Source organism: Haloleucobacter ellipsoideus (assembly GCF_052491725.1).
In genome coordinates, this window is record NZ_JBQWAR010000019.1 from 192,790 (window position 1) to 213,613 (window position 20,824).

At 62.1% G+C, this 20,824-nt stretch carries 18 protein-coding genes and 1 riboswitch; of the genes, 12 read left to right on the forward strand and 6 right to left on the reverse strand.

Translation table 11 applies throughout. From position 1 onward, the window contains the following. Positions 1 to 37: 37 nt before the first annotated feature. Positions 38 to 883 (forward strand): DODA-type extradiol aromatic ring-opening family dioxygenase, encoded by an 846-nt coding sequence (locus ACT6QG_RS11005; protein WP_444977613.1) that lies wholly within the window; start codon positions 38 to 40, stop codon positions 881 to 883. A 34-nt stretch (positions 884 to 917) separates the two neighbouring features. Here the strand turns inward: ACT6QG_RS11005 and ACT6QG_RS11010 are convergent, their stop codons facing one another. After that, positions 918 to 2,549 carry a Na+/H+ antiporter gene (locus tag ACT6QG_RS11010; RefSeq protein WP_444977614.1) on the reverse strand — a complete coding sequence of 544 codons (1,632 nt, stop codon included), beginning with the start codon at positions 2,547 to 2,549 and terminating at the stop codon, positions 918 to 920. A gap of 333 nt (positions 2,550 to 2,882) precedes the next feature. On the opposite strand from ACT6QG_RS11010, the gene coaD reads away from it, so the two are divergent. The 3 genes from coaD (at position 2,883) to ACT6QG_RS11025 (ending at position 4,633) form a co-directional block, all read left to right on the forward strand. After that, complete coding sequence (gene coaD, locus ACT6QG_RS11015; RefSeq protein WP_444977615.1) at positions 2,883 to 3,404, forward strand: pantetheine-phosphate adenylyltransferase; 522 nt, start codon at positions 2,883 to 2,885, stop codon at positions 3,402 to 3,404. Between the two features lie 42 nt (positions 3,405 to 3,446). Beyond that, a complete protein-coding gene (locus ACT6QG_RS11020; RefSeq protein ID WP_444977616.1) occupies positions 3,447 to 4,013 on the forward strand; it encodes a peptidylprolyl isomerase in 567 nt (188 codons plus the stop codon). A 164-nt stretch (positions 4,014 to 4,177) separates the two neighbouring features. Continuing rightward, positions 4,178 to 4,633 carry a peptidylprolyl isomerase gene (locus ACT6QG_RS11025; RefSeq protein ID WP_444977617.1) on the forward strand — a complete coding sequence of 152 codons (456 nt, stop codon included), beginning with the start codon at positions 4,178 to 4,180 and terminating at the stop codon, positions 4,631 to 4,633. 51 nt (positions 4,634 to 4,684) lie between these two features. On the opposite strand, the gene ACT6QG_RS11030 is transcribed toward ACT6QG_RS11025, so the two are convergent. Continuing rightward, a complete protein-coding gene (locus ACT6QG_RS11030; protein ID WP_444977618.1) occupies positions 4,685 to 5,491 on the reverse strand; it encodes a proteasome-type protease in 807 nt (268 codons plus the stop codon). Positions 5,492 to 5,664: 173 nt separating this feature from the next. Between ACT6QG_RS11030 and ACT6QG_RS11035 the strand changes: the two genes are divergently transcribed. The 5 genes from ACT6QG_RS11035 to ACT6QG_RS11055 all read left to right on the forward strand — a co-directional run bounded on the left by ACT6QG_RS11035 (position 5,665) and on the right by ACT6QG_RS11055 (position 11,723). After that, positions 5,665 to 6,465 carry an enoyl-CoA hydratase gene (locus ACT6QG_RS11035; RefSeq protein ID WP_444977619.1) on the forward strand — a complete coding sequence of 267 codons (801 nt, stop codon included), beginning with the start codon at positions 5,665 to 5,667 and terminating at the stop codon, positions 6,463 to 6,465. Positions 6,466 to 6,587: 122 nt separating this feature from the next. Beyond that, positions 6,588 to 6,796: riboswitch (cobalamin riboswitch) on the forward strand. Positions 6,797 to 6,920: 124 nt separating this feature from the next. Further along, positions 6,921 to 8,927 (forward strand): TonB-dependent receptor plug domain-containing protein, encoded by a 2,007-nt coding sequence (locus ACT6QG_RS11040; RefSeq protein WP_444977620.1) that lies wholly within the window; start codon positions 6,921 to 6,923, stop codon positions 8,925 to 8,927. A gap of 119 nt (positions 8,928 to 9,046) precedes the next feature. Beyond that, the gene (locus ACT6QG_RS11045; protein ID WP_444977621.1) at positions 9,047 to 9,922 is read left to right on the forward strand and encodes an ABC transporter substrate-binding protein; all 876 of its coding nucleotides are present in this window, start codon (positions 9,047 to 9,049) and stop codon (positions 9,920 to 9,922) included. Then, positions 9,922 to 10,956, forward strand: a complete 1,035-nt coding sequence (locus ACT6QG_RS11050; protein WP_444977622.1) for a FecCD family ABC transporter permease — start codon at positions 9,922 to 9,924, stop codon at positions 10,954 to 10,956. The genes ACT6QG_RS11045 and ACT6QG_RS11050 overlap by 1 nt, the downstream gene beginning before the upstream one ends. Next, on the forward strand, positions 10,953 to 11,723 hold the full coding sequence (locus ACT6QG_RS11055; RefSeq protein ID WP_444977623.1) for an ABC transporter ATP-binding protein: 771 nt from the start codon (positions 10,953 to 10,955) through the stop codon (positions 11,721 to 11,723). The genes ACT6QG_RS11050 and ACT6QG_RS11055 overlap by 4 nt, the downstream gene beginning before the upstream one ends. 115 nt (positions 11,724 to 11,838) lie before the next feature. Here the strand turns inward: ACT6QG_RS11055 and ACT6QG_RS11060 are convergent, their stop codons facing one another. The 3 genes from ACT6QG_RS11060 to ACT6QG_RS11070 all read right to left on the reverse strand — a co-directional run bounded on the left by ACT6QG_RS11060 (position 11,839) and on the right by ACT6QG_RS11070 (position 16,120). Then, positions 11,839 to 12,666, reverse strand: a complete 828-nt coding sequence (locus ACT6QG_RS11060; protein WP_444977624.1) for a universal stress protein — start codon at positions 12,664 to 12,666, stop codon at positions 11,839 to 11,841. A 178-nt stretch (positions 12,667 to 12,844) separates the two neighbouring features. Continuing rightward, complete coding sequence (clcA, locus tag ACT6QG_RS11065; protein WP_444977625.1) at positions 12,845 to 14,233, reverse strand: H(+)/Cl(-) exchange transporter ClcA; 1,389 nt, start codon at positions 14,231 to 14,233, stop codon at positions 12,845 to 12,847. 258 nt (positions 14,234 to 14,491) lie between these two features. Continuing rightward, the gene (locus tag ACT6QG_RS11070) at positions 14,492 to 16,120 is read right to left on the reverse strand and encodes an acyl-CoA synthetase (protein WP_444977626.1); all 1,629 of its coding nucleotides are present in this window, start codon (positions 16,118 to 16,120) and stop codon (positions 14,492 to 14,494) included. Between the two features lie 256 nt (positions 16,121 to 16,376). On the opposite strand from ACT6QG_RS11070, the gene ACT6QG_RS11075 reads away from it, so the two are divergent. Beyond that, positions 16,377 to 18,293 (forward strand): propionyl-CoA synthetase, encoded by a 1,917-nt coding sequence (locus ACT6QG_RS11075; RefSeq protein WP_444977627.1) that lies wholly within the window; start codon positions 16,377 to 16,379, stop codon positions 18,291 to 18,293. 65 nt (positions 18,294 to 18,358) lie between these two features. Here ACT6QG_RS11075 and ACT6QG_RS11080 read toward each other — a convergent pair whose 3' ends face one another. Continuing rightward, positions 18,359 to 18,715 carry a hypothetical protein gene (locus ACT6QG_RS11080; protein WP_444977628.1) on the reverse strand — a complete coding sequence of 119 codons (357 nt, stop codon included), beginning with the start codon at positions 18,713 to 18,715 and terminating at the stop codon, positions 18,359 to 18,361. 324 nt (positions 18,716 to 19,039) lie between these two features. Here ACT6QG_RS11080 and ACT6QG_RS11085 point away from each other — a divergent pair, with 324 nt between their 5' ends. Then, positions 19,040 to 19,756: an outer membrane protein gene (locus ACT6QG_RS11085; RefSeq protein WP_444977629.1), complete on the forward strand. Its 717-nt coding sequence runs from the start codon at positions 19,040 to 19,042 to the stop codon at positions 19,754 to 19,756. Positions 19,757 to 19,864: 108 nt separating this feature from the next. Beyond that, complete coding sequence (locus tag ACT6QG_RS11090; protein WP_444977630.1) at positions 19,865 to 20,779, forward strand: MBL fold metallo-hydrolase; 915 nt, start codon at positions 19,865 to 19,867, stop codon at positions 20,777 to 20,779. The last annotated feature ends 45 nt before the right edge of the window (positions 20,780 to 20,824 follow it).

A 20,824-nucleotide genomic window follows, 5' to 3' on the forward strand; every position in this document is an offset into this window, starting at 1 on the left:
GGATGCGCTCTCATCCTGCACTGACAGGATCACCCCGATGACCAGCCCGACTTCAGGCGATACCCCGCAGAACAAGCCGCGCCTGCCCACCCTCTTCATTCCCCATGGCGGCGGTCCATGGCCATTTCTGAAACCACCCGCGGGACAGGTCGATCCATGGGCGCCTCTGGCCGCCCATCTGCGCGCACTGGATGCGGAAATCGGCCGCCGTCCGCGTGCGGTGCTGGTGGTTTCCGGCCACTGGGAAGCGGAAAAGCCGACAGTGACGACCCATCCGCACCCCGGCCTGCTCTATGATTATTACGGCTTTCCCCCGCACACCTATCAGCTGTCCTATCCTGCCCCCGGCTCACCCGCCCTTGCCCGGCGCACGCGGGACCTGCTGGCCGAGGCGGGGATCGAAAGCGGGGAAGATGATGCGCGCGGTTTCGACCATGGCACCTTCATTCCCTTCATGCTGATCTACCCGCAGGCTGATGTGCCCCTTGTCCAGCTTTCCCTGAAAGAAGGACTCGACCCGCGCACCCATCTCGATATTGGCCGCGCCCTTGCCCCGCTGCGGGATGAGGATGTGCTGATCGTAGGCAGTGGCCTGTCCTTCCACAATCTGCGCCACTTCTGGTCTGCCGATGCGCAGGTTGCCGAAGGCGCGGCGGCCTTTGATGCCTGGCTGACACAAGCCGTGGAAGAGCCGGATGCCGAAAGGCGCGCTGCACGGCTTTGTGCATGGGCGCAGGCGCCATCCGCCCGATTGTGCCACCCCACCAGCGAACATCTCATCCCGCTCCTTGTCGCGGCGGGAGCAGCGGGAACGGATACAGCCGTGCGCACCTATGCCAACAAGACCTTTGGCAAGGCCAATTCCGGCTTCCGCTTCGGCTGAGTGCAGACCAGACAGATCAAGCGAGGCGCGCCCTTCATTCGGCGGTCAGGCGCGCCTCGGCGAGATCAACCTCGGACACGAGCTTGCGCACAACGGAATCCGACAGTCCAAGGCGGCGGCCACGCCTGTAGAACTCCTCCCGCTCGGCCCGCAGGCCGGCCAGACGCAGCTCGCGCTCGATACGCTCGGAAGCGCGATAGCGGTCCGCATCCTCGCCGGAACCGGAACGGCCACTGACACGCTGGCGGTAGAGATCCATCACCCGCGCGCCGATCTCGGCATAAAGGTCCGCATCGTGGCGGCCTTCGCTGAGGGCATGCTGGGCCTGCTCGATGGCGCTGATGGCGGCTTGCGCTGCGGCGACACGGGCATGCTCCTCTTCCTTCAGCCCGGTTTCCACCTGCGGCAATTGCAGCCCCTTCAGCAGGAAAGGCAGGCCGATGCTGGCGGTGATGAGCGACAGGATGATCACGCCCGCGGCCAGGAAGATGGCCAGATCACGCACCGGGAACAGTGAGCCGTCATCCATGAAGAGCGGCAGGGAGAGCACGCCGGCAAGGGTCACGGTCCCGCGCACGCCGGCGATGGAGATGACCAGCAGCAGCCGCCAGTTGGTCTTCACCGCGCCATTGCTGGCGCGCGACATGGTCAGCCGCATGGATACCCATGTCCACACCAGCCGCAGCAGGACCAGCGCAATATTGATGGCGAACACATAGATGATCAGCCACAGCGGATTATGCTGGCCGGCCTCGCGCAGGGCGAACGTCGCCCCCTCCACGATGCGGGGCAACTGTTCCCCCAGCAGCACGAAGATGACACCATTGGCCACGAACCCCACTGTGTCCCACACCGTGCTGCGGCGCACCCGTGCGGTGGCGACGATCTGGCCGCCCAGCTCCGCGTAACTCATGGTGATGCCGGCTGCCACCGCGGCAAGAATACCCGAACCGCCCAGATGTTCCGCGGCAAGATAGGCTCCGAAGGGAATGAGAAGGCTGATCAGCACTTCCGAGCCGCCTTCAGAACCGAACCGGCGGTTCATCTGCTGCTTGACATAGGTTGTCGCCAGCGTGGTGGTCACGCCCACACTCACACCGCACACCACCAGCCAGACAAAGGTGCCCATCGCATCCAGCAGCGAGAAGGCGCCCGTCAACACCGCCGTCACGGCAAAGCTCATGCAGACGAGGCCGGAGGCATCATTCAGAAGCGCCTCCCCGGACAGCACGTTCATCAGTCGGCGCGGAACCGTCACGCGCTCGGAAATCGCCGACACGGCGATCGGGTCCGTGGGCGAGAGAATTGCCGCCAGCGCGAAACCGACCGCCAGCGGCATGGCCGGAATCATCCAGTGCACGAAATAGCCGACCCCGACCACGGTAAAGACCACAAGTCCCAGCGCCATGGACAAGATCATCGACTTGTCCTTCAGCAGCCCCTGCTTGGGAATATGCCAGGCATCCAGAAACAGCAGCGGCGGCAGGAAGAGCAGGAAGAAAATATCCGGGTGCAACTCAACCGCCAGATCCGCCCCCAGGGCAATGACCGCGCCCAGGGCGATCTGCACAAGCGGAATCGGCACCCCGATGGGGAGAGCACGGGTGAGCCAGCCACTGAGAACGACAGCAAGCAGCAGAACGAGGGCAGTCGTGATCGTTTCCATGATGGTACCCGATGGGGGAAAGCGTCAGGCAGGGCAAGACTAAAATGGTGGAATGGAGGAAAGCGCGTGAAATGCCGCTAAATGATCCTCACGGCGATAATGCGATCAGCATGGCCTTCCTATATGAGATTCGCATTCCCAAAAGCGGATGGCCTGATTCACCGGCATATATTTGTGGCTAGCATCCTCAGCCCCGTATCCTGCTCATCCCTGCGATAAATCGCCGGAACAGGCCTGTCCGGCCCGGCCGGTCATCATGAATATGCCTGAAGCCGGTGAGGGCGTGCACTTGGCCGTTGCATCCCGCCCCTGTCCCCGCTACCCCTTTTGGGCATGAGCGACACCGCATTCCGCACCGCGATCTATGGCGGCTCCTTCGATCCGCTGACCAACGGGCACCTTGATGTCGTGCGTTCCGCCTGTCGCATGGCGGACCGGCTGGTGCTTGCGGTTGGCATCCATCCCGGCAAGACGCCCCTGTTCACGGCCGAAGAGCGCCTCTCCATGCTGATGGATGTGTGCGGCCCCATTGCCCGGGCGGAACACACCCGCCTTGAAGCCATCACCTTCAACGGGCTCATCATCGATACCGCCCGCGAGATTGGTGCCACCCTGCTGATCCGCGGCCTGCGCGACGGCACGGATCTGGATTATGAAATGCAGATGGCCGGCATGAATGGTGCCATGGCTCCCGCCATCCAGACCGTTTTTTTGCCGGCCTCCCCCATGGTGCGCCCCATCACCGCCACGCTGGTCCGGCAGATAGCCGGTATGGGCGGAGATGTTTCCGCCTTCGTGCCAGCCCCCGTACTGGCACGGTTGAAAGCCAAGTTCGCGCGGCAAGACGCGACATAACCTGCATTCCCTCCGCCAGAGGGCCATTCCGAGGAGACCTTCATGATGCGCGTACTCGGCCGCCTGTGTGCCGGCCTGCTGCTGGCTCTGGCCTTTGCCCTGCCCGCCGCAGCGCAGGGCAAGCCCGATCCGCAGAACACCATCTATCTGGATACCAACAAGGGCCGTGTCGTCATCGCCCTTCGCCCGGATATCGCCCCCCAGCATGCCGAGCGGATCAAGACCCTGGCGCGCGAGGGTTATTATGACAATGTGCCGTTCCACCGCGTGATTGACGGCTTCATGGCCCAGACCGGTGATGGCCAGTATGGCAATGGCACCGGCGGCTCCAAATATGCCGATCTGCCGGCCGAGTTCTCCAACGTGCCGTTCAAGCGCGGCGTGGTGGGCATGGCCCGCTCGTCTTCGCCCAACAGCGCCAACTCCCAGTTCTTCATCATGCTTGATGAAACCCCCAGCCTGAACGGTCAGTACACCGTCATCGGGGAAGTGGTGTCCGGCATGGAGAATGTGGACAAGATCAAGAAGGGTTCCGCCGCGCAGAATGGCTCGGTGGCGAACCCGGACCGCATCGTGAAGATGCAGGTGGCGGCCGACGCCAAGAAGTGAGCCCCGCAGCCGGAAAGCCTGCCTTCATGAAAGCGCAGGCTTTCCGCCGCTAAAGGCTGTTTCCACCTGTCTTGCGCATCAAGGTCCCGGGATCTGCGCGACGATGGCTTTACCAAAACCGGGCGGACAGGATGCCGCCCCTACACATGCTTAAGGATTTCGACATGAGTGAGGAAGTGCTCGTTCTGGAGACCACCAAGGGCCCGGTCACCATCGCATTCCGCCCGGATGTCGCGCCCGGCCACGTGGCGCGCATCAAGGAGCTGGTGGCTGACGGCTTCTATAATGGTGTGCCGTTTCACCGCGTGATCGAGGGCTTCATGGCCCAGACCGGCGACCCGACCGGCACCGGCATGGGCGGCTCCGGCAAGAAGCTGAAGGCCGAGTTCAACGCCGTTCCCCACAAGCGCGGCACCGTTTCCATGGCCCGCGCCCAGAACCCTGATTCCGGCGACAGCCAGTTCTTCATCTGCTTTGCCGATGCCCGCTTCCTGGATGGCCAGTACACCGTGTGGGGCGAGGTCGTTTCCGGCATGGAAAATGTGGACCAGATCAAGCGTGGCGAGCCCGTGAAGGACCCGGACCAGATCATCTCCGCCAAGCTCCAGCCCAAGGCCTGAGTCTGCCGCACACCATATGGAAAGGGCGCCTTCCGGCGCCCTTTTTCTTTCCTACTCGCCCCCGGCGCCCTCATCCCACCCGACAGCCGCACCGGACACGACCGTCGGACGGATCTGCTTGAGATAGGGCGGGCGCGGAATGGAACTGTGCGCCGCCCGCAGCGCCGCGCCCCAGCGTTCCCGCAAATCATGGAAATAGGGATCACCTGCCTCTATGCGGTGGATCAGCTCCGCCTGCAGCTTGTCGTCATAAGCCACCAGCACATCCAGCGGCAGCCCCACGCCCAGATTGGAGCGCATGGTCGAATCCATGGAGATGAGCGCAATCTTCAGGGCATCGGCGAGCGGCATGTCATAATGCACCGCCCGGTCGAGGATCGGCTTGCCATATTTGTGCTCGCCAATCTGGAAGAAGGGCGTATCCGGCGTGCATTCAATGAAGTTGCCCGCGCTGTAAACCATGAACAGGCGCGAGGGCCCACCCAGAATCTGCCCGCCGACCAGGAATGACACCTCGAAATTGATGCCGCCGCTCTCTTCCTTCAGGGCACCGTTCACCCGGTTCACATGGCGGATGGCCTCGCCAACCAGCCGCGCGGCCTGAAACATGCTGTGGCAATCGCGCAACTGGTGGGTCTCACCTCCCTCTTCCGAGGGGAACCCCTCCCGCAGGAGGCTGATGACAGACTGGCTGACGGAAAGATTGCCCGCGGTCGCAAGGCCGATGACATGATGGCCCGGCTCCTCGAAAACATGGAGCTTGCGGAAGGTGGAGATATTGTCCAGCCCCGCATTGGTGCGGGTATCTGCCAAAAGCACGAGCCCTTCACGCACCAGTAATCCGCAGCAATATGTCATCACAAGGCCCTCATGACGGGAGATGATTATAACGAGGACAAACTGTATCCTGCAATGCGCACATGCAGCGGCTTCACGGTGCGGTGCAATCTTTCCTTTACACAGGGCTGGCACTACTGGCCCATATAAGAAGAATCGCTGCCACTCTCCTGTCAGCGTTCAGAGGAGGCTCCATGTCCAAGACACCGGAAACGCAGTCCCAGAGTGAAGATATCGTTCTTGTCGAGCGGGAGGGCCGGGTCGCGATTGTCCGTCTCAATCGTCCCAAGGCGCTGAACGCCCTCAACCTTGCCGTGATGACAGAGATGAGCAAGGTCATCACCGCTCTCGACAGCGATGTGGATGTGGGCGCGATTGTCATCACCGGCTCGGAAAAGGCGTTTGCGGCCGGGGCGGACATCAAGGAAATGGCCGAGCGCAGCTCCGTGGAAATGCTTCTGGCGGACTGGTTCGCCGGCTGGGATGCCGTGGGGCGCTGCCGCACGCCTCTGATTGCCGCCGTTTCCGGCTTTGCCCTTGGCGGCGGCTGCGAGCTGGCCATGATGTGCGATCTCATCATTGCTTCCGAGACGGCGCGTTTCGGCCAGCCGGAAATCAAGCTTGGCGTCATTCCCGGCATGGGCGGCTCCCAGCGCCTCACCAAGGCCATCGGCAAATACAAGGCCATGGACCTTGTGCTGACCGGGCGCATGATCGATGCCCATGAGGCAGAGCGCGCCGGCCTCGTCTCGCGCGTTGTGCCCGCCGAGCGCCATATGGAAGAGGTGCTTGAAACCGCCCGCACCATCGCCAATTTCGGCAAGCCTTCGCTCATTTCCGCAAAGGAAGCGGTGAATCGGGCGCTGGAACTGGGCCTGAACGAGGGTATTCTGTTCGAGCGCCGCACATTCCACGCCCTGTTTTCCACAGAGGACCAGAAGGAAGGCATGCGCGCCTTCACCGAAAAGCGCGCTGCAACCTTCAAGCATCGCTGATCTGGCTGCCCATCAGGGCATGCAGGCTTGAAGAAACTGCAACCGGATTGCCCTTTCGTGGCAATCCGGCAACAGTTGTTGCATATGAACCATAGATGCATTGACGCATCAGCAGCACCTCGCCTAATTTCCGCCATGACGGTGTCCTTCCCGCAAGGATGAAAAGGGAATGCAGTGCGATTCGCCTTCTGGCGCATCCAATCTGCAGCTGCCCCCGCAACTGTGAGCGGCGCTTCGTTTTTCACACAGCCACTGGGCATGGGATGCCTGGGAAGGCGAAAAACGAGAATGAGCTGCAAGCCAGGAAACCTGCCGTCGAGTCGTGGTCACACGCGAGCCTGTCAGGCGGGGTTCCCTGATGGTGGAAGAACGTGCTGTGGTCGATGCTCCGGCGGCCAGGCAGGCATTCCTCTCTCGCGGTGACGTGTCCACAAGGCGTCCCGCCAGAGGTCTTCATGCCGGTCTTCCAGTCTCTTTTTTCCCTTCAGCCCTATCGCGCGCGCCGTGGCAACGCGCTGATGTGCGCCAGTCTGCTCGCCCTCGTGGCAGCCGCGCCCGCACTCGTGCAGCCCGCCCTGGCCCAATCTGCGCCGCAGACTGAGGAAGAGAGCACCCAGACCTCATCCTCCGAGGCGATCAACCTGCCGGATGTGGTGGTCAGCGCCACCCTCATTCCCACGCCCGAGAGCCATGTGGCGAGCTCCGTCACGGTCATCACCCAGCAGGAAATCCAACGGCAGCAGTGGCGCAGCCTCCCCGATGCGCTTCAGACAACGCCCGGCCTGAACGTGGTGCAGACCGGTGGCCCCGGCGGCCAGACCTCCGTCTTCATCCGCGGCACGGATTCCGGCCAGGTGAAGATCATGATGGACGGGATCGACCTTGGCGATCCCTCCAGCACGAACGGGGCGTTCAATCTCGGCAACATGTTCACCAATGACCTCGCCCGCATCGAAGTGCTGCGCGGTCCGCAGAGCGGCCTTTACGGCTCCGATGCGATTGGTGGTGTGATTGCCATGACCACCGCACGCGGCCAGGGGCCGGGCACCATCTCCGGCTTCATGGAAGGTGGCTCGATGCGCACCTTCAACCAGGGCGCGACCCTGAACGGCGCGGTGGACCGCTTCTCGTACAACCTGAATTTCGGGCATTTCAAAAGCAGCGCCATCAAGGTCACGCCGGATTATGTGCTTTCTCCCGGCGTTCCGGCTTATGACAATGCCAATGACAACTGGACCCTCTCCGGCCGCTTCGATTTCGACCTGACCGACAATCTGACGCTGAACTATACCGCGCGCTATATCGACACCCGCCTGAACTTCACCACCTCGACCTCCGTGCCCGAGGGTGTGGGCTTTGCCCATGGCAAGTTCTTCATCAACAAGGGTGAAGGCATCTGGAAGGCGCTGGATGACAAGCTGATCAGCACGTTCGGCATTTCCTCCACCAATTATTCACGTGACAATTCCGGCTACTACAACGATTACGATTATGATGGTGACCGCCAGACCTACTACTGGCGTTCCAACTATAATTTCATGCCGGGTCAGAACCTTCTCGTTGGTGTGGAGCGCAAGAACGAGAAGATGACGAACACGCCGGACGGGCCGTGGGGCATCAGCACCGGTGATACGGTCGGCTATGCCGAGCTGCAGTCCTCCTTCTGGGAGCGCCTGTTCGTGGCCGCCAATATTCGCTATGACAGCGATGACGATTATGGCGATCACACCACCTGGCGTATCGCCCCTGCCCTGCTCATTCCGGAAACCGGCACCAAGCTGAAGTTCACCTATGGCACGGGCTTCAAGGCGCCCTCGCTGTATCAGCTCTATGCGCCGGCCTCCTCCTGGGGCCCCATCGGCAATGCCAATCTTCAGCCGGAAGAAAGCAAGGGCTGGGATGTCGGCTTCGAGCAGCAGGCGCTCAACAACCGCGTGAGCTTCGGCGCCACCTACTTCCGCAATGACCTGACGAACCTCATCGCCTTCACCTCGAATGGCTATGAGAACGCCCAGCGCGCCAAGACCTATGGTGTGGAAGCCTTTGCCGCCCTTGAGCTGAACGACCAGTTCTCCGTGCGGGCGGACTACACCTACACCAAGGCCATTGGCTATGAGATGTCATCCTCAAGCTGCAAGCAGCGCGGCGATGGCTCCTGCTACCTGCTGCGTCGCCCGGACAACAAGTTCAGCGTGACCATGAACTGGCAGCCGATGGACCAGCTCACCCTGGCCGCAACGCTGGTCTACCTCTCCGATTGGTGGGATACCGGCCGTTCCGGTGGCCCGATCGTCAAGCAGAGTGGCTATACGCTCGTGAATCTTGCCGCCAATTACGAGGTGAACCAGAATCTGTCGGTCTATGGTCGCCTCGACAACCTGTTTGATGAAGGCTACGAGGAGCCGCGCGGCTATCTCGCGCCGGGCTTTGCAGCCTATGCGGGTGTGCGCGTCACCTATTGAGGCGCAACATCATGGCATGCCGGCCAGAAGGCTCTACACGCTTCAGGTGCCGCGCGGCACATGTCGGCATGCCCCTTCGTCTGTTCAGACATATCCCCGCATTCATGATGCGGGGATATGTGTTTGCCGCGCTTCTCGCGGTGATCGTCACCTTGATACCTGCCGCAAACGCACAGGCCGCCGGGCAGCAGCCCTCCGCTCCGCCCCGGCGCATTGTCTCCCTGAATCTGTGCGCGGATGAGCTGGTCTTTCAGCTTGCCCCGCGTGAACACATCGTTTCCGTCACATCGCTGGCGCATGACCCGATCAGCTCGAATGTGGTGGAGCTGGCGGAGGGGATTCCCTCGAATCGCGGGCTGGCCGAGGAAATCATTCCGCTTGAACCGGATCTGGTCATCGCCGGTGCTTTCACCACCCGCAATACGGTCGCGACCCTGCAGCGGTTCGGTATCGAGGTTCTGGATCTGGGTGTCCCGCAATCCATGGATGAAGCCTATGCGCAGATCCGCACCGTCTCCCGGCGCCTCGGTGTTCCGCAAAAGGGAGAGGAGATGATCCGTTCCCTTCAGGCTGTCATCCCCCCGCGGACAGAGCTGGAAAGCCCTGCCCCACGCACGGTTGTCGTCCGTCCCAATGGCTTCACCGCCGGACGCGACACGCTGGCAGATGACCTGATGCAGCGGGCCGGGCTGGACAATGTGGCCGCCCGCCTCTCTCCTGATCGCCTCGGCCAGTTGCCACTGGAAGAGATTGTGAGCGCACGCCCGCAGGTTCTGGTTCTGGACAAGGACACCAATGCCCCGCCTTCCATGGCCGGGGCCATCATGCAGCATCCGGCCCTTGCCCATTCGGCCGGAGAGGCGCAGACAGTGGCCCTGCCCTCGCGCATGTGGGCCTGTGTCGGCCCGCAGCTGGCAGAGGCTTATCAAAGGCTTGCAGCCGGTGCGCAAGCAGCGCGCAGCGCAATGGCGCAGCAGGGCAGCGGGCACAAGTGATGAATCAGGCTGATTCCCTTCCCCCTGCTCCGGCCACATCCGGCCTGCCCCTGCCTGTGCTCGTGGGCTTTCTGTGCCTGCTGGTCGCCGTGCTGTTCGTGATCTCCCTCGCCGTCGGCTATGCGCCTCTTGACTGGCACGCCGCAGGCCATGAACTGCGCACCGGGGAAGAGGGGCTGGCAAGCCTCATCTTCCTCCAGTTGCGCCTGCCGCGCGCCCTGCTGGGTATGCTTGTGGGGTTCAGCCTTGGGCTTACGGGAGCGGCCTTGCAGGGATTGATCCGCAATCCGCTGGCGGATCCCGGCATTATCGGCGTTTCCGGCAGCGCGGCGCTGGGGGCGGTGGGCGCTTTCTATTTTGGCGCGGCGGCATTGTTCCCGCTCGCATTGCCGCTTGGCGGGCTCGCGGGTGCAGGGCTGTCAACCGCCATTTTGCTGCTTCTGGCCCAGCGGGGCATTTCCACCACTGCACTCATCCTTGCCGGCATCGCCATAAACAGCCTTGCCGGGGCGCTGACGGCGCTGGCGCTGAACCTTTCGCCCAGCCCCTATGCCACGCTCGAAATCGTGTTCTGGCTCATGGGCTCCCTGGCCGATCGCAGCCTGGATCATGTGGCGCTTGCCCTGCCCTTCATCATCATCGGCTCCGTGCTGGTGCTCTCCACCCGGCGTGGGCTGGAGGCCCTGACATTGGGTGAGGATACCGCCGTGAGCCTTGGCTTTTCCCTCCATCGTATCCGCCTGCTGGTCATCACCGGCACGGCGGCGGCGGTCGGGGCGGCGGTGGCGGTTTCCGGCACCATCGGTTTTGTGGGGCTTGTCGTGCCGCATCTGTTGCGGCCGCTGGTCGGCCATCGCCCCGGCCGGCTTTTGCTGGTGAGCGGGCTTGCCGGGGCGGCCCTTGTTCTGGGTGCGGATATAGTGGTCCGCCTGATTCCAACCCGGCCGGAGCTGAAAATAGGCGTGGTCACAGCACTGATCGGCGCGCCCTTCTTCCTTGCCCTGTTGCTGCGCCTGCGGCGGGAGGCGGAATGATTGTCGAGGCACGCGATGTCCGCGTCGTGCGTGGCGGCCGGACGATACTGGACGGGGTGAACCTTGTTGCCCGCCCCGGTGAAATGCTGGGTCTTCTGGGACCAAACGGGGCTGGCAAGACAACTCTTCTGCGCACGCTGAGCGCGCTTGAGGCGCCGGCTGGCGGAGAGGTGCTCTATGATGGCCGCTCGGCAGAAAATCTCGGCCGCCGCCAAATGGGCCGCTCTGTCGCCTATCTGGCGCAAAGCGGGAACATTCACTGGCCGCTGAAGGTGGAGCATGTGGTTGCGCTGGGGCGCCTGCCGCATGACCACAACCCGCAGAAAGATGCCGCGGCCATAGCCCGCGCCATGGCAGCGGCGGAGGTGGGCAACCTTGCCGGGCGCACCACTGGAACCCTTTCCGGTGGCGAGCGGATGCGCGTTCTGCTCGCTCGGGCACTGGCTGTCGAGGCCCGGGTGCTTCTGGCAGATGAACCTGTGGCTGCGCTGGACCCCTACCACCAGCTCCATGTCATGGAGCTTCTGGCCGCACAGGCCCGGGCGGGAGTGACCGTGGTGGTGGTACTGCATGATCTGACACTGGCGGCGCGCTTCTGCCACCATGTCGCACTGGCGCATCAGGGCCATCTTGCCGCCATTGGCACCCCTGAGGATGTCCTGACAGCGGAGCGGCTGCGCGCCATCTATAATATCGAGATCGAGAGCGGCCATCGCCACGGCCAGCCCTTCATCCTGCCCTGGAGCCGCGCCAGCTCATCATCCTGATAAGGCGGCACAGCTCGGCTGGGCATGAAGGCGGGAAACAGCCCCGCCTTCGCAACAGACCACGCGGCGCACGGCCTGAAATGGCCAGCACCCCGCGCAATCAGCCATCAGGCGCTCAATGCGCCATCAGCACCGGTACGGTCATGGTGGCGAAGATTTCCCGCGTCACCCCGCCCATCACCATTTCCTTCAGGCGGGAATGGCCATAGCCGCCCATCACCAGCAGATCCGCCCCCCGCGCCCGCACTTCATCCAGAAGTACGGTGGAGACGGACTGCCCCGCCGCCAATGGCAGGCAGCGCACTTCCGTCTTCAGCTTGTGGCGGGCCAGATGGCGGATGACCTCCTGCGCTTCCGGGTCCTCATCCTCTTCCGCGCCAATGCGGATGATGTCGACCGTATTGGCCTGATGCAGCAGCGGCAATGCCTCTGCCAGCGCACGGGCCGCAGCGCGCCCGCCATCCCAGGCCAGCATCACATGAGAGCTGGAGAACGGCTTTTCATAGGCATGGGGGATGACCAGAATGGCCCGGCCGGATTCCAGCAGAACCGTCTCGGCAATCACCTCCTCCGGGCCCGGCCTGTCCGGGTTGGGCTGGGACACGACGGTCACATCAAACAGACGGGACATATAGGTGAACTGCTGCGCCGCCAGCCCCAGAGAGGCTCCTAGCGTGCGAATTTCGTGCGGCAGGTTCCGCTCTGCCATCAGCTTGTGGAAGCGCATCTCGGCATTATGCGCTGCGGTCTCATTTTCCTTGAGCTGGGCTTCAATGAAGTCTGTCGGCAGTGCGCCCATATAGAAGGGCGGCACATCAATCTCATAGGAAATGGAAACAGCAGTCAGATGCGCGCCGAAATGCGTGGCAAGACTTGCCGCAAATGTGCAGGCAGCATCCTTCTCCACACCCTGGGATAGATTGACCAGAATATCGCGAATCATCTGCGTTCCCCTTGTGCTGTTCCTGACAGCCGGCGCATTCATAGCCGAATGTGGCAGCCCTGTCCGCATGCCAGTTGTCACGTTGCACGGGCGGTGAACAACGGCGCGGCCGCCATGGGGGGAGGCGACCGCGCCTATGCGCGATCCAGGAGGAGGGGCGATGACCGCGCTTGCGGGATCAACGCGCCGGCCGCCCCCTGGTTCCCTCATCTTCAGGATTTTCCGCCTCGGCCTCATCCGGAGGCGGCAGCACGGTGCTCTGGCCGGCAAGGCGCAAGGTGCGCTCCAGCAGCAGTTCATAAATCGGCCGCCCGCCCAGCGCCCGCGACATGATGCTCGCGCTGAACGCCGCCACAAGGGAAGGCACCGCCAGGGAATAGGTGCCGGTAAGCTCCAGAACCAGAACCACCCCCACCAGCGGCGCGCGGATGGTGCTGGAGAAAAGCCCTGTCATGCCCGCCACCGCAAAGGCGATGATGGCGCCTTCCGGCAGGGGCATCACAAACTCCAGCATGCAGCCCAGAAACACGCCGATACAGGTGGCCAGCCCCAGAATGGGGGCAAAGATACCAGCCGGCGCACCGACCGAATAACTGGCCACAGACATGAAGAAGCGCGCCAGCACCACAAGGCCGAGAATGCCGAAAGGCAGCGGATGATTGGCGATGGCAACCGCCAGCGGCTCTCCACCCCCGGTTGCCTCGGGAAAGATCACCAGCAGCGGGCCAACGGCACAGCCCAGCAATGCCGGCAGCAGATAGGGCGAGACCTTCAGCGACATGTGCTGCGCATAATCCAGCCCCCAAAGGATGCAGCGGTTGAACAGGACGCCGACAACCCCCAGCACACACCCCAGAACCAGAAAGACCGGCATGAAATAAACCGGCATATGCGGCGCGCTCAGCGCCATATAGGGCACGGTGCCGGTGATGCCCGTGGTGACCAGCGCGCTGCAGGTGCAGGCGATGATGACGGCGCTATAGGTGCGGAAGGTATAGGGAAACTCCTTGCGCGTTTCCTCTATGACGAAAATGATGGAGGCGATCGGCGCATTGAAGGCCGCCGTGAGCCCGGCCGCGCCGCCTGCCCCCAGCAGCGCCCGCATCTCGCGCACGCTCATGGTGAAAAGGGAGCTGCACGCCTTCGCGATGGACGCTCCCATATGGATGGTTGGCCCCTCACGCCCGCCGACAATGCCGGAGCCGAGAGACATGATCCCGCCCACGAACTTCACCGGCAGGACACGTGTCCAGCGCACCTCGCGCACACCGACCAGAGCACCCTCGATTTCCTGCACCCCCGAACCGCTGGCCTCCGGCGCGAAATTGCGCACCAGGGCAACGGCTCCGCACACCATGGCGGCAACGAAAACAGCCATCGCAACATAAAGTGGCAGCCCCTCCAGCCCGATCACCTCCGGCAAGTGGCGCGACCATTCATAGGAGCGCCCCACGATCAGATGAAAGGCAGAACCCAGAACGCCAGTCAGTCCACCGATAAAGGCGGCGATGACATAATAGGTGAGATCAGTAATCTGGCCGGGTTTGCCGGAAGGAGGAGATGTCACGTTCTATCCCGTTCTGGAGAGCACGGATGCACCTTTGGGGATGCTGCACCCACATAACGGAGCGCAAAGTATTACCGCAAGAGAGGCGGCCCATTTTCAGGCGCTTGCCCTGGCAGGATCACCTCTGGGATGTCTCACCGCCCGGATGTCATGTGGCCTGACAGGCACCGCCAGCATGCCCCGGAACAGAAAAAGCGCAGGCCCGTCTTGAGAGGGAGCCTGCGCCTTGCATGTCGTCCGCCCAAAAGGCGTTGCGTTCTAGTGCTGCTGCGCCAGCGTGCGCAGGCGGAACTTCTGGATCTTGCCCGTGGATGTCTTCGGAATTTCCTCGAAAACAATGTGGCGCGGGCACTTGTAGTGCGCCAGATGCAGCTTGCAGTGGGCGATGAGTTCCTCGGCCGTCACCTCGGCGCCATCCCGCAGCTCGACAAAGGCCAGAGGCGTTTCACCCCACTTTTCATCGGGCTTGGCGACAACGGCCGCCGCACTCACGGCCGGATGCTTGTAAAGCGCATCCTCAACCTCGATGGACGAGATATTCTCGCCACCGGAGATGATGATGTCCTTCGAGCGATCCTTCAGCTGGATATAGCCATCGGGGTGCTTCACACCCAGATCGCCCGAATGGAACCAGCCGCCGGCGAAAGCGGCATCCGTAGCGGTGGGGTTCTTCAGATAACCCTTCATCACCACATTGCCGCGGAACATCACCTCACCCAGCGTCACACCATCGGCAGGCACGCTCTGCATGGTTTCAGGGTCCAGAACATCCACCGCATCCATGGCGGCATAACGCACACCCTGACGGGCCTTCTTGACCGCGCGCTCATTGGCCGGAAGAGCATCCCACTCGGCATGCCAGTCATTCACCACGGAGGGGCCATAGACTTCCGTGAGACCATAGACATGCACCACATTGAAGCCGGCATCCTGCATGGCGGCCAGCACGGCCTCCGGAGGCGGAGCGGCGGCGGTGATGAACTCCACCTTGCCCGGCAGCGCCCGCTTGTCTTCCTCGGGCGCGCCCAGCAGGGTCGACATGATGATCGGCGCGCCGCACATATGCGTTACCCGATAATCGGCAATGGCATCATACATCGCCTTCGCACGCACCTGCCGCAGACACACATGGGTGCCCGCCACCAGCGTGATGGACCAGGGGAAACACCAGCCATTGCAATGGAACATGGGCAGCGTCCACAGATAGACAGGATGCTTGCCCAGCGAGCAGGTCACCACATTGCCCACGGCCAGAAGGTGCGCGCCCCGGTGGTGATAGACCACGCCCTTCGGATCACCCGTGGTGCCGGATGTGTAATTGAGCGCAATCGCATCCCACTCGTCGGAGGGGGACTGCCAGTCGAAATCGGGGTCTCCGGTTTCGAGGAATTCCTCATATTCCATGCGCCCGATGCGGTCTCCCGCCCCGTCATATTCCGGGTCGTCATAATCAATGACAATGGGTTTACGCACACTCATGGCGAGCGCGACCTTCATCACCGGGGAGAACTCCCGGTCGGTAATCACCACCTTGGCCTCGCCATGGTCGATCGTGAAGGCCAGAATGGCGGCATCCAGCCGCGTATTGAGCGAGTTGAGCACCGCTCCGGTCATCGGCACACCATAGTGCGCCTCAAGCATGGCCGGTACATTGGAAAGCATGACGGCAACCGTGTCGCCCCGCCCGATGCCCAGCTTTGTCAGGGCCGAGGCCAGACGGCGGCTGCGGGCATAAAAATCGCGATAATTGCGACGCAGGCTGCCATGAATGATGGCAGTATGCTCCGGAAACACACTGGCGGAGCGCTCCAGAAACCCGATCGGGGTCAATGGCCGGAAATTAGCCGCGTTACGATCAAGATACAGATCATAGATGCTGCCTACCATGATGCCCCTCAATATCACATGAGCTTGTCATAGCACCCCGCCGGACCCGACGAGAGGCCAGAGCCTTGAAATCCGGCGTGACACTATCCAGCAGAAAAGGGCATTGCAATCAGCAATATAGTAGAACCGCGCCGGGGACCCGAAATAAGACAATGATATGTCATACAAAGGTCTTACGCACTAGTGCGTACTTGCACCACCCCCCGGCGAGTGGCTCTAAGAACACCAAACGCACTGCGGGGAAGAGGAAGCGCCAATGGAACAGACATCGACCAGCCGCTATTGGCAGACCTACGCCAACTGGCGCGAAAACCCGACCGCCTTCTGGGGAGAGGCGGCCAGGAAAGTGGACTGGATCAAGCCCGCCACAGCGGTTTTTGATGCGGATGCGGGCGTCTATGGCCGCTGGTTCGTGGGGGCCACCACCAATACCTGCCACAATGCCGTTGACCGCCATGTCGCGGCCGGGCGCGGCGAGCAGGTTGCGATCATCCATGACAGCCCCGTCACCGGCACCACGCGCACCATCACCTATAATGAGCTGCTGGATGATGTGAGCGCGCTCGCCGCCGTGCTTGAGGGACTGGGCGTCACCAAGGGCGATCGCGTCCTTGTCTATATGCCGATGGTGCCGGAAGCTCTGGTGGGCATGCTCGCCTGCGCCCGTATCGGCGCGATCCACTCGGTGGTGTTTGGCGGGTTCGCCGCCAAGGAACTGGCCACCCGCATAGAAGACGCCGAGCCCAAGGTGATTCTGGCCGCCTCCTGCGGCATCGAGCCGAACCGCGTTGTCGCCTACAAGCCGCTGCTGGATCTGGCGATCAGCATGTCTGCCGTGAAGCCGGAAGCCTGCCTGCTGCTGCAGCGCGAGCAGGGGCCGGGCACTCTGGTGGAAGGGCGCGACCATGACTGGGCGCAGGCCTGTGCGGCCATGAAGGCGGAAGGCCGGCGCGCCGCCTGCGTGGAAGTGGCGGCAACCGACCCGCTCTATATTCTCTATACCTCCGGCACGACGGGCAAGCCGAAGGGCGTGGTGCGCGACACCGGCGGGCATATGGTGGCGCTGACTTGGACCATGGAGAATCTCTACGGCATCAAGCCGGGTGAGGTTTTCTGGGCGGCCTCCGATATCGGCTGGGTGGTCGGGCACTCCTATATTGTCTATGCGCCCCTGCTGATTGGCGGCACCACTGTCGTCTATGAGGGCAAGCCTGTCGGCACGCCTGATCCCGGCGCGTTCTGGCGCGTGATCGAGGAGCACAAGGTTGCCGCCCTCTTCACCGCGCCCACGGCCCTGCGCGCCATCAAGAAGGAAGACCCGGAATGCGCATACAAGGAAGGGCGCGACCTCTCTTCCATGCGCACACTCTTCCTTGCCGGCGAGCGGGCGGACCCGGACACCGTGACATGGGCCGAGGAGCGACTCGGCGTTCCGGTTGTCGATCACTGGTGGCAGACGGAAACCGGCTGGGCCATTGCCGCGAATCCTGTCGGCCTCGGCCTTCTGCCCATCAAGCTCGGTTCGCCCACCGTGCCGATGCCCGGCTATGACGTGCAGGTGGTGGATGAAGCCTCCAAGCCGGTTGCGGCTGGCGAGATGGGCTCCATCGTCGTGAAGCTCCCGCTCCCTCCCGGCTGCCTGCCGACTCTCTGGCAGCAGGATGAGCGCTTCAAGGAAAGCTATCTCCTGGACTATCCCGGCTACTACAAGACCGCGGATGCCGGCTTCATCGATGAGGATGGCTATATCTTCGTGATGGGCCGCACGGATGACATCATCAATGTCGCCGGCCACCGCCTCTCCACTGGAGGCATGGAAGAGGTCATCGCCTCCCACCCGGATGTGGCCGAATGCGCCGTGATTGGCGTGAAGGATGCGCTGAAGGGCGAGGTGCCCTGCGGATTCGTGGTGTTGAAGGCTGGCGAACGCCGCCCGACCGAGACCATCGAGAAGGAACTGGTGGGCCTTGTGCGCGACCGCATCGGCCCCGTGGCGGCCTTCAAGCTGGCGGTGACCGTGGATCGCCTGCCCAAGACCCGCTCCGGCAAGATTCTGCGTGGGACCATGAAAAAGATTGCCGATCACGACTCATGGTCGGTTCCCGCAACGATTGATGACCCCACGGTTCTGGAAGAAATCGAGATCATCCTGAAGCAGCGCGGCATTGGCTGAGCGATTCCAGACCGCACAAATGACAAGGCCCGCCAATGGCGGGCCTTTTTCATGGTGCCGACAGATCAGTTCGGCCAGTTGTCAATGTGGGGCAAGTAGCAGGTATAGCCGATAAAGCATTGAGGATTATCGCGAGTCGGCACCCATTCAGGCCGCAGCGAATCCCCCAGGTCGCAGAACTGGAGATCCCTCACATACCGGTCATAGGTGTTTTCTCCAGTTCTCAGCACAATCGCACCACTCTTTGCCACAAGCTTTACCGTCTGATTGCAACTCATGGAGAGAGTTCGCGGCATTTCCGATGCAAGCGCCTCACTTTTAATCATCATTTCTGCGGGAACTATGCTCATCAAAGCCCCAATTGTGACAAGAAATGACTGGCAGAATCTCATCAAATAAAAGCCTTCCAACCGCTTCATCATGGATCTCCCCAAGGGCCGGGTCCGTTTTTGACCGTATCGTGGCAAGAAAGTGGCACGCTCATCCCGCCAATATTTACAATTCATTTACACAATACGCGGCCTCGCAGCGCGTACATTATAACGCACCAAAGCCTTTTCAGACTGAACGGTACTCAGGTGGGGAAAATGTGGGTTTGAGCATTCTCATTTCCCTCCACTGTTGCATGAAAGCGACGGACAGGTGCATCGGGCCCTGCTACAACAATCTCACTGAACGGGCCCCAGCGGGCAGCGTTCACTTTTCAAGACCCCGATCTCGGTCGGTTAATCCATAAGGGGATTACTATGAAGCGGATTCTTCTCGCCACTGTCGCTGTGGCTGCGCTCACTGTTCCGGCTGCTGCCGCCGACCTGGCGGTGAAGTACCCGGTCAAGGCCATCCCGGCCCCCGTGTTCTCCTGGACCGGCTTCTACATCGGTGCCAACTTCGGCTTCGGCGGCGGCAAGACCGACGTCAGCTACGGCACCCTGGCTCCGACGACCCTGCCGGGCGTTGACCTGAACAGCTCCGGCTTCTTCGTCGGTGGTCAGATCGGCTACAACTATCAGCTCGCCAACAACGTCGTTGTCGGCCTCGAGGCTGACCTGCAGTGGTCCGACATCGAAGCCAAGTACCAGGAAAACTGGCTGGGCGGCGACAGCGCCAGCGTGAAGCTCGACTACTTCGGCACGATCCGCGCCCGTCTCGGCTATGCCTATGACCGCTTCCTGCCGTACATCACCGGTGGTGCCGCCTACGGCAAGACCAAGTTCGAGAACGGCCTCAACGGCATCTCCAACAACTTCGCTGGCGTCAGCGAGTCCAGCACCCGCTGGGGTTGGACGATCGGTGGTGGCGCCGAGTACGCGATCACCAACAACTGGACCTTCAAGGCTGAGTACCTGTATGTCGACCTCGGCAAGTCCAAGGCTGACGACTCTGCCCTGCTGTTCGGCGCTCCTTCCTACGAGCACGACAACAAGTTCCACACCATCAAGGCTGGTGTGAACTACAAGTTCTGATCTTAAAGATCACCTTGTTGGGAAAGCCCGCTGCGAAAGCAGCGGGTTTTTCTTTGTCTGAACCGTTTGGAGGTTTCCATGGCCTCCAATCCATCTTAATCTGCCCCCATGAGTGCAGAGATTGCCTTCCAGCGTGACTTTGACGCCCCCGCCGGCCGGGTAGACCAGATCACACCGCTGGTTCGCCGCATCGTGGCGCCCAATCCGTCCCCCTTCACATATACGGGGACCTGCAGCTACATCATCGGACAGGGAAAGGTTGCGATCCTCGATCCTGGCCCGGATAGCGCTGCCCATATCGAGGCATTGCTGCACGCCGTGCGCGGGGAAGAGGTGACGCATATCGTTGCCACCCATACGCACCACGACCATACGCCCGCAGCCCCCGCCATTCAGGCCCGCACCGGTGCGCGCACGGTTGGAGCGGGTCCCCATATCGCGGCCCGGCCCCTTTATATTGGCGAAGTCAATCCGCTCGATGCCAGCGCGGATACCGATTTCCATCCCGACATCATATTGGCGGATGGTGATGCGATTACCGGCCCGGGCTGGACCCTGCAGGCCATCGCCACCCCCGGCCATACCGCCAATCACCTTGCATTTGCTTTGCCCGAAAACCAGCTGCTGTTTTCCGGTGATCATGTCATGGCCTGGGCCACATCCATTGTCGCCCCGCCAGACGGCTCCATGGGTGACTATATTCGCTCACTGGAGATCCTCGGTGCACGCCCCGAGAAGATCTATCTGCCCGGTCATGGCGGCCCTGTCCGTGAGGCCCCTTCCTTTGTGCGCGATTATCTGGACCACAGGCTGGCGCGGCAGGCCGCCATTCTACGCAGCCTGAATCGCGCACCGGAAACGATCCCCGATCTGGTCCGCCGCATTTATATCGGGCTTGACCCACGCCTATTTGATGCTGCCTCGCTCACCGTCCTTGCGCATCTTGAATATCTGGTCGAGCGCAATGAGGTGTTCACGGAAGGGCCGCCTTCCATGGCGGGTCTCTACCGTCTCACCCGTTGAGGGCTGCCGCCGAATAGAGACGCGCGTCATGCGTGTATCTGCGGG

Excerpts from the sequence above, each read along its gene's own strand:
- ACT6QG_RS11005 (WP_444977613.1), top strand. The coding sequence starts at position 38 with ATGACCAGCCCGACTTCAGGCGATACCCCGCAGAACAAGCCGCGCCTG.
- ACT6QG_RS11010 (WP_444977614.1), bottom strand. The coding sequence starts at position 2,549 with ATGGAAACGATCACGACTGCCCTCGTTCTGCTGCTTGCTGTCGTTCTC.
- coaD (WP_444977615.1), top strand. The coding sequence starts at position 2,883 with ATGAGCGACACCGCATTCCGCACCGCGATCTATGGCGGCTCCTTCGAT.
- ACT6QG_RS11020 (WP_444977616.1), top strand. The coding sequence starts at position 3,447 with ATGATGCGCGTACTCGGCCGCCTGTGTGCCGGCCTGCTGCTGGCTCTG.
- ACT6QG_RS11025 (WP_444977617.1), top strand. The coding sequence starts at position 4,178 with ATGAGTGAGGAAGTGCTCGTTCTGGAGACCACCAAGGGCCCGGTCACC.
- ACT6QG_RS11030 (WP_444977618.1), bottom strand. The coding sequence starts at position 5,491 with ATGACATATTGCTGCGGATTACTGGTGCGTGAAGGGCTCGTGCTTTTG.
- ACT6QG_RS11035 (WP_444977619.1), top strand. The coding sequence starts at position 5,665 with ATGTCCAAGACACCGGAAACGCAGTCCCAGAGTGAAGATATCGTTCTT.
- ACT6QG_RS11040 (WP_444977620.1), top strand. The coding sequence starts at position 6,921 with ATGCCGGTCTTCCAGTCTCTTTTTTCCCTTCAGCCCTATCGCGCGCGC.
- ACT6QG_RS11050 (WP_444977622.1), top strand. The coding sequence starts at position 9,922 with ATGAATCAGGCTGATTCCCTTCCCCCTGCTCCGGCCACATCCGGCCTG.
- ACT6QG_RS11055 (WP_444977623.1), top strand. The coding sequence starts at position 10,953 with ATGATTGTCGAGGCACGCGATGTCCGCGTCGTGCGTGGCGGCCGGACG.
- ACT6QG_RS11060 (WP_444977624.1), bottom strand. The coding sequence starts at position 12,666 with ATGATTCGCGATATTCTGGTCAATCTATCCCAGGGTGTGGAGAAGGAT.
- ACT6QG_RS11070 (WP_444977626.1), bottom strand. The coding sequence starts at position 16,120 with ATGGTAGGCAGCATCTATGATCTGTATCTTGATCGTAACGCGGCTAAT.
- ACT6QG_RS11075 (WP_444977627.1), top strand. The coding sequence starts at position 16,377 with ATGGAACAGACATCGACCAGCCGCTATTGGCAGACCTACGCCAACTGG.
- ACT6QG_RS11080 (WP_444977628.1), bottom strand. The coding sequence starts at position 18,715 with ATGATGAAGCGGTTGGAAGGCTTTTATTTGATGAGATTCTGCCAGTCA.
- ACT6QG_RS11085 (WP_444977629.1), top strand. The coding sequence starts at position 19,040 with ATGAAGCGGATTCTTCTCGCCACTGTCGCTGTGGCTGCGCTCACTGTT.
- ACT6QG_RS11090 (WP_444977630.1), top strand. The coding sequence starts at position 19,865 with ATGAGTGCAGAGATTGCCTTCCAGCGTGACTTTGACGCCCCCGCCGGC.